This window comes from Micromonospora sp. CPCC 205539 (genome assembly GCF_036906815.1).
Lineage (GTDB): Bacteria > Actinomycetota > Actinomycetes > Mycobacteriales > Micromonosporaceae > Micromonospora.
Genome location: NZ_JBAKHW010000016.1, coordinates 1 through 15495 on the forward strand (window position 1 = coordinate 1; position 15495 = coordinate 15495).

Genomic DNA, 15495 nt, shown 5'->3' on the forward strand with positions numbered 1-15495 from the left:
CTCAACGACCGCCCCCGCATGACCCTGGGCTGGGCCACCCCAGGTGAGAAGATGACCCAACTCCTCGGTGTTGCAACCACCGGTTGAGCCCGCCGTGCTAACGGAAACTGTCCAAGATTTGCGGCTGGGTACGCCGCTGGCCGGCACCCCCGCGTTCGGGGTGCCGGCCAGCGGTCGGGTGGTTCTGGTCGGCGACCTCAGCGTTCCGCGCGACCCGGGCCGCTTCCGGTGCGGCGGTGACCGACACGTGGCGCCTTGATCACCGAGGAGTGACCAGACCCCGGGCGGAAGGTCCGCGCCGCGTCGGCCACCATCTCCTCGGAATCGCGCTCGAGGGCCTGCCGGATGCGCGCCGGGACCACCTCGGATTTGGCCATCGCCAGTCGGACCTGCGGCGACCGGTCGTCCACCAGGCGCTCCAGATCCGCCTCAGTCAGCTCGACCGCGCGGACCAGCTCGGCACGGACGTCGACCACGGGGTCCTGTGCAAGCGCGCTGCGCTGCTCGGCGGTGGTCCGGGGGTTACGGGCCAACCCCTTGCGGACGCGTGCGGTGCGATCGGCCAGCAGAGCGGTGATCACGTCCGGATCGTGGGTGTGCGTGGCGAGTCGCTCCCGCACCTCCGGTGAGACGTCGTCGACCAGCTTGGCGGCCAGCTCGGGCTCCAGCTCCCGCGTCTCCGCGAGCAGACCACGGAGCTCCTTGTCGGATGCCTCGGACATCACCCGACGAACCGACTCGTCGCACGCCGGGTTGCCGGCGACCGCCCAGCGGACCCACCGGTCGGCGTCCTTGACGAGACGCAGAAGGTTGCCGGTCGAGGTCGAGGGGTTTCTGGCCACAGCCTCCCGGACGTCGCGATCATGGTCCCGGGTGAGCGGTCGCAGTGCCTGTGCGGGTGCGTCACTGCGGGCCGCGACCGCCTTACGGACCACGGGTGACGGATCGGAAGCCAGGTCGAAAAGAGTCATCGGTGGCGTTGTGGGATCCTGCGCGATCGCGAGCCGCGCATCGGCGCTGCCTTCAGTCGTGCCTGACCCGCTGTGACGGTCGGGCCCGCCGACGTCCTGCTGCTTTCCCATGGCGCAATCATGTCACGGGCCGCCGAGAAGATCGCGCAGCGGACCATCTGGTTAATGGTGGTCGATGCCCGCCGTGCATACGCGGCCTTTCGCCATATCACCAGGGACCTAGCGCGAACACTCCATTCGGTGCCGCAATATCGCGCTCTTTCGACAACCACTTATCCGCATTCGACCGGGTCCTCAGATTTCCTGAACCCCGGCTCTTCCCGTACCCCCCAGCCAGCCTTGCGCACCTTGTCAACCCACACGTGAAGCCCTCGCTCACGACCATTAATCCCTGGCCGCGAGCCGCCAAATCGAGCAGAATCTCCACGGGGTCAATGCGCCCATTTCCACTATGCTGTCCGCCCCCCAAACTCAGAAACCTGCATCAAAGATTCGCCGTCCACGTGGCGCTCTGCCAAATTCGAATTTGCCGTGACCGGAAGCCATCGACGTGGCCTCGATGCCGGCGCACGCCGTGGGCGTGGTTGAGGTCAGGGCCGTCACCCAGGGGCCGCCGAGGCAACGACATACACCTATGTCGACCTCGACACGGATCAGCCAGACCCGGAGTCGACAGTGGACCCGCGCTCGGTACGATGCTGAATCGATCACGGCTGTGATCCATGACCTCTCTGGATGGGGGCCCGGCATGACCGGCTCGGATTCCGAACTCGCCGCGAAACTCCAGCCCGACGTGCCGCACGCGGCACGCATCTGGAACTACTGGATGGGCGGCAAGGACAACTTCCAGTCCGACCGCGCAGCCGGTGACGGTGTCGCCGAGGTCTACCCGGAGATCGTCGTCATGGCGCAGCAGTCCCGCCGCTTCCTGGTGCGGGCCGTACGCTTCCTGGCCGCCGAGGCCGGCATTCGTCAGTTCCTGGACATCGGCACCGGCCTGCCCACCATGCAGAACACCCACGCGGTCGCCCAGGGGATCGCGCCCGAGTCGCGGATCGTCTACGTGGACAACGATCCGATGGTGCTCGTGCACGCCCGCGCGCTGCTCGCCAACACGACCTCGGAGGGCGTCACCAACTACGTGCCCGCCGACTACCACGAGCCCGAGGCGATCCTTGCCGAGGCCGCGAAGACGCTCGACTTCGACCAGCCCATCGCCGTGATGTACATGGGCGTGCTGGGCTACGAGCCCGACATGGACGTCGTGCGTTCGATCGTCCAGACGACGATGAACGCCACCGCGTCCGGCAGTTACCTGGTGCTGTGGGACGGCACCGACACCAGTCCCGCGGTGGTCTCGGGTGCCGCACGGCTGGCGGAGAGCGGCGGGGTCCCGTACATCCTGCGCAGCCCGGAGGACCTGGCCACCTGCTTCGACGGACTGACGATGGTCGAGCCTGGCCTGGTGCCGATCCCGCTGTGGCACAGCGACGATCCCGAGGATCAGGGCATCGACGCGTACGGCGCGGTGGCCCACAAGCCCTGACTGCCACGGTGGAAGGCCGGTCGGCCGACTCGGGGGGCCGCGAGTTCGGGGCGACCGGCCGGGACCCGGTCGGGCCGGGCGCCGGGTAACCTACTCGCCATGCTCAATGCCCGCCGGGGTCTGCTGCTGATCGTTCTCCTCGGGGTGGCAGGCGTCATCACCGCTGGGTATGTCATGTTGGTTGCGCATCCCGAGCATGTCGTACCCATTCAGACCCTCACGGCGCTGCTGGCGCTAGCCGTGCCGGCCGTTCCCGTGCTGTGGCGCAGGTTCGTGCACCGGCCGGATCCCGCGCCGGAGTTGACCGACCGCGCCGTCGACCGGTTGGCCGATCGAGTCCGCGAGGGAGTCGAGTCTGATCTGGAACAGCGCGGGCTGCGCGTCCTGCCACCCATACCGCTGAGCTGGAAATGGTCGGCGCGCAGCCTCGGCACATCGCAGGACGCCGCCGCGAAGCCGACGTGGACGGAGCAGCGGGCGACTCCGCTGCCGGGGATGAACGCAATCGGTCCAGGCGAGCTCGACAGCGGAAGTCTGGCGGATCTGCTTCAGGTCTATGGCGGCGTGGCGTCCGGGCGGGTGGTGCTGCTCGGTGACGCCGGGGCGGGCAAGACCAGCGCTGCGCTGCAGCTTGTGCTCAGCGCGCTGAACCACCGCCGCTCGCTCGATCCGGACGACCAGGTCCGCACGCCTGTGCCGGTGATACTGGGGCTACACGACTGGAATCCAGGCCAGCTGGATTTCCTCACCTGGGCCACGTCCCAGCTGCTGCACACCTATTCCTTCCTGCGATCGACGGATTTCGGGCCGGGCGTCGTCCGCGAGATGTTGGCCGCTGGCCGCGTCTCCTTCGTCCTCGACAGCCTCGATGCGGTACCGCCGCGGTTGCGCCCGGCCGTGCTGCAGAAACTGAACGCGCTGACAGCACAGCGCATCGTGTTACTCAGCCGCGGCGACGAGATGGGCGACGCGGCTGCCAGGCGGGGCCTGTTGATCGGAGCGGCAACGCTTGAGCTCATGCCTCCCACGGCGGCACAGGCCGCCGACTATCTGGAGAGCTTCCCCGGCACGCCGACACGCACCTGGCAACGCCTGCTCCGGCGCCTGCGCGGCGACTCTCGCGACGGCTTCATCACGGCATTGGAGAACCCTCTGATGCTCAGCCTGGTTCGCGACCTGCACGGCCGCGAGGACCGGCTCGGCGAGCTGCTCAACCCACGCCGTCGGCGGAGCCGTAGAGCCGCCGAGGAGTACCTGCTCGACACCATTCTGCTCAACGCCTACGGCCAGGATCCCGACGACGACAGCACGCCGCCCAGCTACACGGTCGACCAGGCACGCCGTTGGCTCGGCCGGCTCGCCTTGCGGCTCGACGAGACCGACGATCGCGACGTGGCCTGGTGGCGGGCGTCCCGTCGGTTGCCTTTCGTCATTCAGGTCGTCATGACGTCCACCATCGCAGGGCTGATCGGCACCATCGCCTCGGGGCTGGTCCTCGCGATCGGCGATGGAGCCAGCACCGTCATCGCGTCCGCCATCGTCTTCGGGCTGCTCTTCGGTATGCCTACCGGGCTACTCACGCAGTCCGGCGGTGACCTGATGTTCGGCAGCACCTCCGACGAGCCTCGCGCGTGGGCCATCAATCGACTGCGCTCGCTGGCCACCCCGAGTGCCATCCTGGGGTGGTTGATCCTGGCCGGTGGGGAATTCGCGTTCATCCGGCTGCGGTTCACCTACTTCCTCGAGCCCGGCGAAGAGGCACCCGGTCCGATCCACACCCTGGTGGTCACCGGCGCCTTCACCCTGACACTGATGCTCGCCTACGCGGGAGCACGGCCGACCGGCACCGACCGGAGCACCGCGGATCCGTGGACCTGTTGGAAGCGTGATCTCGGCTGCGGTTTGCTGATCGGTGCGGTGCTCGGGCTGGGCGGCATCCTCGTCCTCTCTGCCGGAGTGCCCTCGGCACGCGGCATCGCCTTCAATCTGGCGTTCGGCCTGGGCTGTGGTGTCACGGTGTCCCGGGTATGGCGGGCGCTCCTCGCCTTCGTCTGGCTACGCGTCCAGGGCGATGGTCCGCTGCGGATGATGCACTTCCTGGAGGACGCCCGGGCCAGGCATGTCCTGCGCACCGTCGGCCCGCTGTACCAGTTCCGGCACGCACGTCTGCAAGACCGCCTCGCCATGCAGGCCGCCCCCGACTAGAGATTGGCAGCCCCGGTGTGGAGCGTTCGCGTGCCGCACGCTACCGCCGGGCCGAGCGCACCGGTTCGGCAAGGGGTCGGCCAACGCGGAAGACCGCGAGCGGTTGGCCGCCCACCCGCTCGGCGAGCCGTTCCGCGGTCGTCGGGCAGTCGATGAGCTGGCTGAGCGGATGGACCGCCAGGCCGTGCCGGGCGAGAGCCAACCAGGTCCGCAGCAGACGACGGCCCGCGGCGACGCGGTCGTCGCCGTCGGCGAGCAGGACCAGGACGCTGCCGTCGTAACGCAGCAGGTCGCGCCCGCTTGCGGCCAGCAGCGCCGCGAGCCCCAGACGCCGGGTGATCGGGTACGCGCGCAGCGCGGCGGACAGGAAGCGCGCCTCGAAGCGGGACAGGGCGAGAGCCCGATCGGTGAGCCCGTCGAGGTGATATCGCGGGTGGCGGGGGTCGAGGCGCAGCCAGTCGCGCAGTTCGACTGCGACGGCCGGGGTGCCGAACAGCCACCGGTCGGCGACCTCCAGGTCCGCTACGAGTTCCCGGCTGGCGACGTGCACGATGCCCGGGCCCAGGTCGGCGATGACGGCGTCGTCGACGTACCCCGGCTCGTAGGGACCACGGGCGACCCGGCGGGCCTCGACGTCGGCGATCGCGAACGGCGTCGCGTACCTCTGCGCCGCAGGCACCAGGCGCGGGCCCGGCGCCGCGCCGACGGCGAGACCGAGGTCGGCGGCGACGATGAGGCAGGTCTCGACGAACGCGCCGATGCCGAGGGCCAGGTCACGCCCGGTCGGGTCGGAGTCGGGCAGGCTCCGGGCCGGGTCGACACCGATGACGATCTCGTCGGCGTGGTACTCCGGTCGCCACGGCTGGGTGTTGTGCGCGCTCGGCGCCCGACGGCAGATCACCTCGTTCGCCCGTAACTGCTCCACCCACGTCACGCCGCGGCCCCTCTCTCGTAGAAGGTGTAGCCGTGTAGCGGCCGTCCGCCGGCTCGCCGGTACTGGGCGGCCGAGGCGACGTTCGTCCGTTCGACGAAGGTGCTGCGTAACGTCTGGTACCCGCTGCTGGCGAGGTTGCGGTGCAGCTCCCGGGACAGCAGCGTCAGGTACCCCTTACTCTGCTCGTCGGGCACGGTGCCCTTGATGATGAGGACGGCGTCGCTCCGGTACCGGCCGCGGGTGGCGAGGAGACGGAGCTGGTTGAGTACGCCGAGCCGGCCACCGACGGTCATCAGGTACTCGGAGATGTCCGGCACGGTGACGACGAACGCGACGGGTCGGCCGGCCTTCTCCAACCAGAGCAGCAACCCCTCGTCGAGCAGGAACGCGAGGCCGTCGGTCTGCTCGGCCAACTGTTCGGCGGAGATGTCGGTGTAGTAGCCGAGTTGCGTGAAGCTGGCGTTGAGCATCTGCCGCAGGATCGGCAGTTGTCTGCTCAGATGGCGCCGGGAGCCGTGCCGGATGACGAGTTGCTCGGCGGTCATCCGGGCGTCATCGAAGGCGAAGCCGCGGTCATGGTCGGCACCGGTGGGCCTGCCGCCCAGGTCGACCAGCCACGTGTCGGCCTCGAAACGACGGTGGAAGCCGTGCCGCTCGTACATGCTCGGGTAGTAGGCGGGGTTCCACGCGGAGTCGACGAAGCCGCGGTCGGCGAAGCCGGAGGTGATCACCCCGCCGGTCTGGTTGGGCAGCAGCGCCACCGGGCCGAACAGCGGCCGGCCGGCGGCCCTGGCCTCGACGGCGTCCATGATGGTGGCGAAGACCGCCTCGTCATCGACGAATTCGGTGTGCCCGAACAGCTGCCGGGGGCCCACCTTCGTGTCGAAGGCCGCGCTGCGGTGCATGCTGGTCCGCCCGACGACCGCGCCGTGCCGGTCGCGGACCAGGAACAGCTCGGCGGTATGGCGGTGGGCCGCGATCACCGAGGACAGCAGGGGCACGTACCGGTCGGTCGGGTGGAGCCGGAGCGGGAACTCGACGAACGCTCGCAGGTCGGCCCGCGACTGCACGGGCGTCAGTCTCATGCGCGGTGCACCGGCGGGCCGACCCGCTCGGAGGACAGCGGGGTGAATGTCGGGATGTGCGCCATCCCGTCCCCCTCGGCGCGCCACGTGCCGTTGCTGTAGCCCTCGGGCTCGGCGTTGTACAGGCGGATGTAGCCACCGGTCGCGTTCTTCGTGCCGTGGTCGGTCACCCAGCACATGAGGTCGCGGTGGTGGCGGCTGCGGGCGAACTTCAGCAGCGCGTCGCGGTCGCTGAAGAACGCGATGGTGCCGAGGGTGAACGGGAACTGGTAGTACACGGTGTGCCACCGGTACCCGTCCATTCGCCGCATCTGCCGGACCATTCGGAACCAGGTCCGGGTGAGCGTGAGGATCGAGCGCGGCCCCCGGTACCGGGTGGCGCCGACGAACATGGCGGTCGCCTGGCCGACCGGAGGCGCGGCGGAGAAGTCGGTGGTCCTCATGCTGCGGCGCCCCTCACCAGGTAGACGTTCTTGATCTTTGCGGTCGCCCCGGCGAACGGGCCGGTGCCGTACTCGTGGACCTCGACCCGTAGGTCCGCGACGGACGGGTCCTCGGCGAGGGATTCGGCGAAGTCCCGGCTGACCTCGGCGAGATGCCCCAGAACCCCCTCGCGGCAGGTGTCGACGAGGGATCGCCGTTCGTCGGGGCCGAGCAGCAGACCCGCACGCAGTTGCAGGTTGATGACGGGCCGGCTCTCCAGGTCGGCTCGCTCGATCAGCTCCAGGCAGAAGCTCTGCAGCAGGTGGGCCTGGGAGTTGCCGGTGTAGAGGCCGTACTCGACATCCTGCGGATAGATGTTCGCGCCCATGTACGAGATCGTGCTGTCCTTGCGGCCGAACAGAAACAGCATCGGCAACCGCATCCGGTCGACCCGCCAGGCGCGCTCCGCGTCGGCCCGCGCGGCCGGGTCGACGATCGCGGCGACAACATCGGGGTACGAGACGAGCCGGCCCTCGTCGCCGATGTTGTACCGGACCCTGGGGTTGAGCACCGCCGTCGAGTTGATCGTGCAGAGCACCTCGTGCTCGGGCGTGGTCTCCAGGTACGTCTCGAGCGGGTTGTACTGGAAAACCATCGGCAGGCGGTGCTCGTCGGTGCCGAGCAGGGCGGCCCGCAGCGTCGCGTCGGTCCGCAGTCGCCGGCGGATCCACACGCTGAAGTCGGTCTCCCCCGCCATGCCGATGGTGAGGTCACTGGCCCCGTAGCCGGAACGCACCTTCACGAAGCGCTCCTCCAGGTAGTCGCGCAGCGCCTCGGTCATCCCCTCACCGCCGACCAGACCGCTGATCCGGTAGTCGGCCCACGGGAAGCCCTCGGCGTCGAGCGTGTCGCGGAGGTGCTTGAGGAACGGCGGGTACGCCGTGACGATGTAATCGAAACCCGGTCCGAAGTACCGCAGGGTGTCGACGATCTTCTGCAGGTCCGGTCCGGTGTTCTTCACCATCGCGATCTTCGACATGGCGATGCCCGTGTTGGTGCCGGTGGCCCAGGCGCCCATCGAGTACGCGTTGATGACGAACCGCCGCTTCGACGGAAACACCATGGTCGCGTAGCCGGCCAGGTTCTTGTGGACCGAGCGCAGCTCACGGCGGCTGCGGATCCAGTTGAAGGGCTGGCCGGACGAGCCCGACGACTCGTCGACGACGCTGCCAGCGATCTCGATCTCACCGTGCCGACAACGCTGCGCCTCGGGGTACGCCTGCACGTACGACCGCTTGTCCGTCGGGGGGTACGACGACAGGTCGAACCACCGGAACCGCCATTGGTTGCGGCGCAGGAAGTCGCCGTACGCCGGCACGTCGATGGCGGCGAACTGGCAGGTCATCCATGCGTGCAGCCGGGCGAAGCGACCCAGGGACGGCCGGTACTGGCGGGCCATGAGTCGCCACACCGCCGGGTGGATCCGGTAGAGCGTGTAGAGCCAGGTCAGGGCGAAGCTCGCGAACCGCAGCGTCCACCGACGCATGAATGTCAGCACCACGCTGCCACGCTATTGGACCTTCGAGCCAGGCACCTGATGGCGGATACTCAGCTGCTTCTGGGTACCCCCGGTTTCAGCCTGCCCGACGGGGCCTTGGGTGGAGATCCGGCTCTGGACATCGACCCTGGTCGTTCGGTTTGCTTGAGCCACAGGTTAGGAGGGGTCACCGATCGTGACTGACCATGGCGACGGCATCATTTTGGGGCGCTTTCAGCCCTTTCGTCTCGGCCATCTCGAGAGGCTCATGACGACAACTGCGGTCGCGCGTCACGTCGTGCCTAATCCACTCAGGAAGGGCACCTCCCCATGAGAGACATTTCGAGCGGACGTTTGTCGCCGCAGGAATTCGGCTGGAAAGCGCACTATCTCAGCCTGATGAAGGGAGCGGGGCTGCCGGTACCGCCCGGAGTGGCAGTGGGGCACGACGAGCACCTCCCTGGCCCCGAACTCATGAAGGCCCTGACCGAAGCGCTCGGTTCGACCGCCGACAGCAGGCTGGCCGTCGCGGTCCGCAGTTCTGGCGTCGCCGAAGACAGCCGTACCGCGTCGCACGCGGGATCGCTGCGGACACACCTCGGGCGGTTCACACCGACCGAGTTGACGCAGCGCGTGGCCGACGTCCGGGCCAGCGCGGCCGGCATCATGCCCGTCGGGGTCGTCGTCCAGAAACTCGTCGACCTCTCCTTCGCGGGCGTTGCCTCCTCCATGGACCCACTGACCTTCGACCGACGGCAACAAGTCGTTGAATGGACGACCGGGAACGGCCAGCCACTGGTCGGCGGGGCGTTGACCGCGGAGTCACTGGCCTTGGACGCCGAAACCGGCGACGCCACGCGCGGGCACTGGCCACACCACGTACGGAACCTCCGGTTCCTTGGCGAGTCACTGCGAAGGTTGCAGGCGATCCTCGAATGCCCGGTCGACGTCGAGTGGGGCATCGACCGCTCGTCGGAGGCGATCGTCCTGCTCCAGGTCAGACCGATCGTCCTGCCGCGGCGCGCGACCATTGCGCTCGACACGGCGGCATCATTCCAGGCACTGCCCGCGATCGTCCGCGATCATCCAAAGATCAGACTACGGCGAGACGCTCTTGCCCACGGGCTGCGCACCTCACCCGCGGTCGTGAACGTCTTCGTCGACAACGCCGTCCGCGCCGATGCGGAACCGGAAATGAACGAGCGTCTGACCGACAGTGTCGGCAGGAGCGTCATGCTCCTACACCCACCTGAGGTGAACAACAGTGTCTTGCGCGAGTTCGCTGCAATCAACAACTTCGACGTCGAATTCTTCACCGAAGGCTGCCGTCGCTACTCTATTCGGCGCTACCCATCATTCGGCGAAGGGTCGTCGGCGTGTGTCGACGTGGCCATGCGGGGTCTTGCCCATAGTTGGCTCGCCGTTGTTATCGATCAGGGGATCTACCATCCGGTCGCCACGGGAATCATCCGGCACATCGTCGATGGATACGTAGTCGAGTTAGCCCTTGGGCACTTCGTGCCCAAGGGCTACATCACCACCTCGACGTTCCTGGTAGATGAAAGCTTCCGCACCTGCCGGGGGGATCGTCAACCGCAGGAGCGGGCGTACCATTTCGTCAACGGTCACGTGATCAAAGAGGAACCCCCCGAGGAGCCGTTGGACCTCACCGACAACGAGATCATCGACGCGACGCGACAGTTGGCCACGTTGGCCTCGGCGCAACCAGGAACCGCGCTCGAATTCGGCATTCTCCGCGAGCACGGTGAGGTGGTCGCGTATCTGATCGATGCCGCGGAGGCAGACGACGAGCACCTCGCCCTCACCTCGAACGCGGTCTCCTCCGGCATCATCTCACCGGGCGCGACAGCGGGGAGGGTGTGCCCCGTACACACCGGCCTACCGGCCGAGAACCTCAACGCACATCTATTGAACCGGCCCAGCTCAGACGAGCCCGCCAGCGGCATCGTGTACCTCGCTGAGCAGGCATCCGTCGACCTGCTCCCGTTGGTCTACGGGGCAGGTCCGGATTGCGGTTTCGCCTTCGCCCGCGCGTCCGTACTGGCCCATCTCGCGGTGGTTCTGCGCGAGCGAGGCATCGTGGCGGTCCGTGTCGGCGATGAGATATTCGCCGAACTACAGACGGCGGGCAGCATCCAGATCGACGCGACGCCCGGTCGTCACGTCACGCTCCGCGCATTGGGCACTGGGCGCACCTGGGAGCTTTCGTGAACACCGTGACCCTCGAAGACGAGGGTTGGTTGGACGAGGAGACGCAGTTCCGCTCGAGATGCGTCCGGCTGAGGGGAGAGACACCAGATGACAGAACAGCGAGGCGGATCGCGCAAATTCGACATCGTCCCACACTGCCCCTTCTGCCTGCCGGACCCTGGCCTCGTTCTGATGTCTACACCGCGTCTGCACGTGCTGGTCGCTACCGGATCCATCGTTCCCGGTCATACGGTTATCGTGTCCAAAGAGCATGCACCCTCCCTCGTGAATTCCGGCCTCCGTGCCGCAGGGGCCGACCTGCTGCGGGTGCGCGGACTGGTCGCAGCGATGAGTCGCCTCGAATATGGCAAAGATACCCAGTTCTTCGAACATGGTGCGGGTTGCCAGCACGAACAGAGCCATGTCTTCTGCGCACACGCCCACATGCACGCTCTACCGACTTCACTGACGACGACACAGACGGCCTTTGTCGTGAAACAGATGCGCTGTCAGTTCACGAACTACACGGCCATGACCGAGAGCGAGACAATCGCCTGGTACAACAGCAACCGGGAGGACGAATACTTCTACTTCTCGGGTTCGGGAAGGCACCATGTCTTCTATCCCGATCACCGCAGCAGACCCGCGCCACGGTTGTTCCGGCGGCTGTTCGCTCAAGTGCTCGGGCTCGAGCCCGAGACAGTGGTCAACTGGGAAGAGCAGGCCGAGAAGACAGACCTCGCGATGACTGCGGGCCGGCTGCGCGACGCTCTTCGCGACGTGACGCGCTCAGCCCGTCCGCCGGACCTCCACCCCACCGGTGGCGCGAGCGATGATGCTGGACCAGTCGATGCAGTAGCCCCCCAGGTGCGAGAGCGGCACTACGGTCCCACCGACTAGGACCCGTGGATCAACCACCCGCGGCTTGCTGTAGACCCGCCGGCTCCCTGGCCCGGCGCCCTCCGCGGCGGCGCTCGTAGATTCCAGGACCGCCAGCTGCGCGCTGAGCCCATGCACGTCATCGGCCCGCACCTTTTCAAGGACCTCGGAGTCCGTCAACAGCATGTCATCGGCGACCAGAACGCCGTGTTCCAGGCCATGACGGAGGATGCGTGCCAACTCGTCGTCCGCATACAATTCGAGCGGGTGCATGTAGAGATCGAGAACGAGGTAGCGATACCATTCTGCAAACATCGCGGCGGATTTAACGTCGCGCACCGCGACCACACCGTCCAGATAGCAGAGGCGGTCGACGAAGTCGACGGCGTCCGTCGTCGTGATGTAGCCGAAACGCAGCAGGTCACGCAACGTGTAATCGATGCGGTCCGCGCAGAGCAGTGGAGCGGGGGCGTCAACCCGCCCCAGATTCTCCGCCGAAAAAAGGTGGTGCCAGGTCAGCCCGTAACGCTCCAACACGGTCGGGATGTCTCCGCGTGCCATGACGAGCGGAAAAATCCGTTCGTGGAATTCTTCCTCGCGGTCTCCGTACAGGTGGTCGACGGTGTGCGAGAACGCGGTGTGTGAGGCATCCTGGATCAGCCCTGCGGCCTGCTCGACAGCGCTGCCACCCAGGATCTTGGTGAGCACCATGACACCAACACTGTGGTCGTATCTTGTGTTGCTCCGGCCAGCGCGGATCAGCGAAGCAGCACCGGCCTGGCTGATGCCCCGCAACCGCTGCACGGCACGACTGTTGAGAAGGTCCACGAGCATATCGTCTTCGATGGCGAAATGACCGTAGACCTCGTCGTCGAACTCGAAGACCATCCGACCCGCCCTCACCGTGATGCGGAGGCCCTGCCACCGGCGATCGGACGACTCCTGCAACCACTTCGCTTGATCATAGCGACTGGTCAGCCGCCCTCTGGAGCGATCTGCGCCCTAGACTCAACTGCCCGGTATCGATAAAATCACATGCTGTCATATTCATCGGTCTTATGCCGTACGTCGACATGTGGGCGAGCCCTCAGATCCCGATGGGAGCCAGATGGCGTCAGTTCGTGGGCATGCCGGCCGCAGAGCTACGAGACGTCCAGTCGAATCCAAGATCACGCTCGTCCTGATGGACTCGAGCGATGATGATCGCTTTGTCCTCATGTACGAAGATGGCCGACACCGTCTCCCGACCGTCGATCTTCACGCGTCTGAAGACACCTCACAGACGCTCGCTGAGCTCATCGAGCGCGCTGCGACTGATCAACTGAAAGTTGACACGTCATACCTCGGTTTGATCTCGTTCACCGCCTCCGCGTCCTCCTATGAACTACTAGCCGTTGCCGTCCTGCGTCAGCCGCTCGTCGGCGAGCAGCTCGGCGACCCCTTTCGCCTGCTCACACTGCGAGAGGTCGCGGTAGCCGGTCTCGCTCCCGACCTCCTTCCACACTTTGTCGCGGCGACCCATCGTCGCGCCGCCGAACGCAGCGCAGTCACGCTCGGTCCAAAGGTCCACCAGGCGTTCGACGCCGCGGCCGGTGTGCTGGAGCATCGATACTCCGAAGAGATGGGGCACTTCGGGTGGTCCCAATATCTCGACGGACAAACCGTCGGTCTGCTCTCGACAGCGCAGGGCATCCTCGCCTACCTGAACGTAGGTATCCGTGGTGCCATGGTCGACAAAGCCGCACAGACCATTGAGGCGTTGCAGAACGATGACGGCGGTTGGCAGGTCCGCCGGGCGCTGGTAGGCGCCATGAGCGACGTCTCGATCACCGAAAGCACCTGCATGTGTCTCTCCGCGCTGCTGGCGGTCGGCCGAGACCACGCGAACGAACACGTCGGTCGGGGAGTCGCGTGGCTCCTTACGCACCAGACAACCGCGGGCGGTTGGGCCTCCTCTGCCTCGGCACGGACACCACAGACCTTCGCCACCGCCTTGGCCATCGGTGTGCTCTCCCGCGTTGGAGACAACACGGCGGTGCCTCGGGCGGTCTCCTGGCTGCGGCAGGGTCAGAATCCAGACGGCGGCTGGGGCTCGATGAGCGGCGATGGCCGGAGCCAGCCGATCTACTCAGCCCATGCGTTGATCGCGCTACGCACGGCTGGCGCTGCTCAGGAGGACGAAGCGCTCCGCAAGGGTGCGGTCTACCTGGAGTCGCAGTTTCGTCGAGACCACGCCGAGCCGTGGGCTGGCACATCGAGCAACTACGTCATTGACGACAGGAGCGGTGCAAGGCTCGACTACCGACATTTCACGACGCCCTGGGCACTCATCGCCCTGACGATGATGGGCCATGACATCGGAGACACCTGCATCCTCGTCGGTGTCGAGCGTCTGCTGATGCTCCAGAAACCAGACGGCACCTGGGACTGCGACCAGACGGCCCCGACCGTCTCTGCGGTGTGGGCACTGTACGACGCCGTTCGCGCGCTCCGGACCGTCATGGACGCAAGCGCCCGGGACGTCACAGCACTCGCGGCAGCCCGCCTCCGCGAAGGGGAACGGGTCGTCATGCATGGCGTACTGGCAAGTCTTCTGCGTGAGCGAATGACCGGGAGGTCCGTCAACGCCGGGCTCGGACGGTGGCAGACCGTCTGGCTGTCAGCGCTCACGGTCGCCGTCGCCTTGCTCACCGCTGCCGAGTTGGGGTGGTTGAGTGGCCTCGCCTCGAGCTCCACGACGGTGAAGGTGGGTTCGGCCGTCCTGACGGCCGTCATCGCGGTTGCCGGAGCGTTCGGGCCGCCCCTACTCGCTCAGGAATATCGGTTCAGGCGCGATCGGCGTGAGACGACGCAGAAAGGTAAGCGGAATCCATGATGGAACTGCGGCCCTCCGAACGGCGTACCGAAGATCTGCTTGATTTGGCCCGCCGATCCGCGCGGGCCGCAGGGGACGCGATTCGCGCCGAGTTCGGCCGCCGCAGCATCACTCAGCGGCGGGGGAAACACGACGTGCAGTTGCGGGCCGACCTCGTCGCTCACGAGGTCATCGTCAAGCTCCTCAGCGAGGAGTGCCCGGAAATCAGCATCGTCTCGGAGGAGGGTTCCCGCTCTGGCTGGCTCAGTGAAGGGCCGATCTGGGCTGTCGATCCCCTCGACGGCACCAACAACTTCGGTTACGGTGTCGCCCACTGCGCGGTCATCCTCAGCCTGTTCGTCGGCCAGCGGGTGCGGTTGGCCGTCGTGCACGATCCCCTGATGGGCCGCGAGTTCTGCGCCAGCGATACTCAGCCGTTCCAATCCTCGGCGACGGCCGTCACGGACCCGGGCGAGGCAACGGTCTCCCTGGTTTCGGGCTACTCGGAGCAGGCCCGGGCTCGTGCCGAACAGCTGTGGCCAACCATCAACAGGACCTGCAAGCGGGTTCTCAACCTGTGGGCTCCTGGCCTGGATGTCGCCCTGGTGGCCGACGGTGCGATCGACGCCATGGTCTGTCTCGACGCGGACCTGCTCGATGTCTGCGGTGGCGCGTACATACTCAAGTCGGCGGGCGGATGCCTCCTCGACGCGACCGGCAACGAACTAGTCATAACGCGTTCAATGCACTCATTGCCGGTCTCATTTGTAGCCGCTCGCAGCCACCTGTTGGCCCGGCATCTCTTGCAGATGCTGAACGAGGGGCTCAGCACCGGGAACAAGGAGTAGGG

General features: G+C 66.8%; 12 protein-coding genes. 6 read left to right on the forward strand and 6 right to left on the reverse strand.

The genetic code is table 11. From position 1 onward, the window contains the following. Positions 1 to 197: 197 nt before the first annotated feature. Entirely contained in the window at positions 198 to 971 is a 774-nt protein-coding gene (locus tag V6V47_RS15965) for a hypothetical protein (protein WP_334629001.1), read from the reverse strand. Positions 972 to 1719: 748 nt separating this feature from the next. On the opposite strand from V6V47_RS15965, the gene V6V47_RS15970 reads away from it, so the two are divergent. Next, complete coding sequence (locus V6V47_RS15970; RefSeq protein WP_334629002.1) at positions 1720 to 2517, forward strand: SAM-dependent methyltransferase; 798 nt, start codon at positions 1720 to 1722, stop codon at positions 2515 to 2517. A 99-nt stretch (positions 2518 to 2616) separates the two neighbouring features. Then, positions 2617 to 4722, forward strand: a complete 2106-nt coding sequence (locus tag V6V47_RS15975) for a hypothetical protein (protein ID WP_334629003.1) — start codon at positions 2617 to 2619, stop codon at positions 4720 to 4722. Positions 4723 to 4762: 40 nt separating this feature from the next. Here V6V47_RS15975 and V6V47_RS15980 read toward each other — a convergent pair whose 3' ends face one another. From V6V47_RS15980 to V6V47_RS15995, 4 genes are read right to left on the reverse strand one after another with little or no spacing between them, the layout of a single operon-like run. Continuing rightward, positions 4763 to 5656: a hypothetical protein gene (locus V6V47_RS15980; RefSeq protein ID WP_334629004.1), complete on the reverse strand. Its 894-nt coding sequence runs from the start codon at positions 5654 to 5656 to the stop codon at positions 4763 to 4765. Then, positions 5653 to 6741: a hypothetical protein gene (locus V6V47_RS15985; RefSeq protein ID WP_334629005.1), complete on the reverse strand. Its 1089-nt coding sequence runs from the start codon at positions 6739 to 6741 to the stop codon at positions 5653 to 5655. The genes V6V47_RS15980 and V6V47_RS15985 overlap by 4 nt, the downstream gene beginning before the upstream one ends. After that, on the reverse strand, positions 6738 to 7184 hold the full coding sequence (locus V6V47_RS15990; RefSeq protein ID WP_334629006.1) for a DUF4188 domain-containing protein: 447 nt from the start codon (positions 7182 to 7184) through the stop codon (positions 6738 to 6740). The genes V6V47_RS15985 and V6V47_RS15990 overlap by 4 nt, the downstream gene beginning before the upstream one ends. Continuing rightward, entirely contained in the window at positions 7181 to 8725 is a 1545-nt protein-coding gene (locus V6V47_RS15995; protein WP_334629007.1) for a phenylacetate--CoA ligase family protein, read from the reverse strand. The genes V6V47_RS15990 and V6V47_RS15995 overlap by 4 nt, the downstream gene beginning before the upstream one ends. A gap of 306 nt (positions 8726 to 9031) precedes the next feature. Between V6V47_RS15995 and V6V47_RS16000 the strand changes: the two genes are divergently transcribed. Then, a complete protein-coding gene (locus V6V47_RS16000; RefSeq protein ID WP_334629008.1) occupies positions 9032 to 10933 on the forward strand; it encodes a PEP/pyruvate-binding domain-containing protein in 1902 nt (633 codons plus the stop codon). Between the two features lie 87 nt (positions 10934 to 11020). Then, a complete protein-coding gene (locus V6V47_RS16005) occupies positions 11021 to 11812 on the forward strand; it encodes a hypothetical protein (protein WP_334629009.1) in 792 nt (263 codons plus the stop codon). Here the strand turns inward: V6V47_RS16005 and V6V47_RS16010 are convergent. Next, a complete protein-coding gene (locus V6V47_RS16010) occupies positions 11702 to 12679 on the reverse strand; it encodes a hypothetical protein (protein ID WP_334629010.1) in 978 nt (325 codons plus the stop codon). The genes V6V47_RS16005 and V6V47_RS16010 overlap by 111 nt on opposite strands. A 295-nt stretch (positions 12680 to 12974) precedes the next feature. On the opposite strand from V6V47_RS16010, the gene V6V47_RS16015 reads away from it, so the two are divergent. After that, a complete protein-coding gene (locus V6V47_RS16015; RefSeq protein ID WP_334629011.1) occupies positions 12975 to 14666 on the forward strand; it encodes a prenyltransferase/squalene oxidase repeat-containing protein in 1692 nt (563 codons plus the stop codon). After that, positions 14663 to 15493 (forward strand): inositol monophosphatase family protein, encoded by an 831-nt coding sequence (locus V6V47_RS16020; protein ID WP_334629012.1) that lies wholly within the window; start codon positions 14663 to 14665, stop codon positions 15491 to 15493. The genes V6V47_RS16015 and V6V47_RS16020 overlap by 4 nt, the downstream gene beginning before the upstream one ends. Positions 15494 to 15495: the final 2 nt, after the last annotated feature.